The sequence below is a fragment of the Candidatus Micrarchaeota archaeon genome (assembly GCA_028866575.1).
In the GTDB taxonomy this organism is placed as follows: Archaea; Micrarchaeota; Micrarchaeia; order Micrarchaeales; family Micrarchaeaceae; genus UBA12276.
Genome location: JAGWHU010000035.1, coordinates 1 through 1694 on the forward strand (window position 1 = coordinate 1; position 1694 = coordinate 1694).

The following is a 1694-nucleotide window of genomic DNA, read 5'->3' on the forward strand; positions in this document are numbered from 1 at the left end:
TTCGCCCGCGGCGGCAAGCTCAACACGAAGGCCCTCGCCGCCAAGGGCGACCACCTGAAGGCGATCGCCCGTCACGTCGAAGCCGGCGAAAAGCGCGCCCTCGCCGAACAGAAGTTCCAGCAGGCGATGATGCCGCCCGGGCCGCAGGGGGGCCAGATGGGGATGCCGGGGGCAGGCGGGATGCCGCAAGGCCCCGGCGCCCCCGCACCCATGCTGAGCTTCATGGGCCACGCCACGGGCGGCTTCGCGGGCTCCGGCCAGACCCTCCTCGACATCCGCAAGCAGAACTCGCAGGTGCTCCCCGAGCCCGCCGTGATCATGGGCGCGCAGACGGGACGCATCTACGGCACCGCCGCCGAGAACGGCCCGGAACGCGAGACGAACACCGGCACGGGCTTCCGCTTCAGCCCGCTGCCCGGCGTCTCGCGCCAGACGACACCGCAGGCGCAGCAGCAGATCGTCGGCGAGGCCGAGACCCGGATGCCGCCGAAGCAGTGGGTTCCCGGTGCGCCCGGCAACGGTGGCGCCATCGGCCAGCCGACGGTACCCCCGGAGTGGCCACCGCGCCAGTTGCCCAAGGGCCAGTGGGCTCCCGGTGCGCCCGGCAATGGTGGCGCCATCGGCCAGCCGACGGTACCCCCGGGGTGGCCCACCGTGCCCATCGGCGGCGCGCCACAGCCCGCGTGGGACCCGATGAACCCCGCCACGACGACGCTCAACCCGAACGCGCCGCCCGCCACGGCCCTTGAGTACGCCCAGCACATCGGGCGCATCCGCTCGGGTCAGGGAAACATCTTCGACTACGCCTGGCTGGCCCAGCACGGATTCAGCCGGACGATGCTCGACGAGGCCGCAGGACGCTACAGCGGACCGGGCAGCATGGCGCCTCCGGGCCCAACGGGCACGCAGCAGCCCGTCGGGCAGATGGCGCCACCGCAGCTCAGCTTCGGCCCCGTCGCGGCGCACGCGGGCGGGGGGTACATGGCCTTCGCGGGCGGCGGCGACCTCGCCTCCCAGCTTCGGCAGATCGCCGCGTCGCCGAACCGCCAGTACCTTCAGGACAACGCCGCCGCAATCAACGCCGGGACGATGCCCGCCCAGCCGCAGGGCGACCTCGCCTCCCAGCTTCGGCAGATCGCCGCGTCGCCCGACCGCCAGTGGCTTCAGGACAACGCCGCCGCAATCAACGCCGGGACGAACCCGCTCCTCAGCGACGCTGCCGAGGTTGACCGCCAGGCGCAAGCGGTGGAGAAGCTCGACCCGAACGCGTCCTTCAACCCGAGCGCGTATGGGTCTCGCTGGGGTGCGTACGGGCAGCCGGAGACGAACGCGCAGGCGGCCGCGCGCATGAGACACGTCGCCCTGAACGACCGTTTCCGGGCCGACCCAAGCGGCTATGGCACCGGCTGGCAAAACGGCCGGCAGGTCACCACCGGGGGCAAGTACCTCACCCCGGAGGACAAGGAGTGGTTCCAGCGGTTGTATCGCGGCGGCGGGGCGTCCGACGTCCACGGGAACATCAGCGGCACCGCCACGTCGTCCGCCACCGCGACGCCGCAGGACATGAACAACGCGGTGAACACCTACATCGCCAACCAGCTCAAACTTCAGGGCACCAACCCCGTCCTGCGGCCGGGACAGACGCTCTACGACCCGCGCTACCTCGCGCCCATCTGGGACAAGCTCAAGAGCGG

The 1694-nt window shown here is 71.8% G+C and carries 1 protein-coding gene; it reads left to right on the top strand.

All coding sequences use genetic code 11. The annotated features are described in order from the left end of the window. A partial coding sequence (locus KGI06_06270; protein MDE1871814.1) for a hypothetical protein occupies window positions 1-1694 on the top strand: 1694 nt, incomplete at both ends.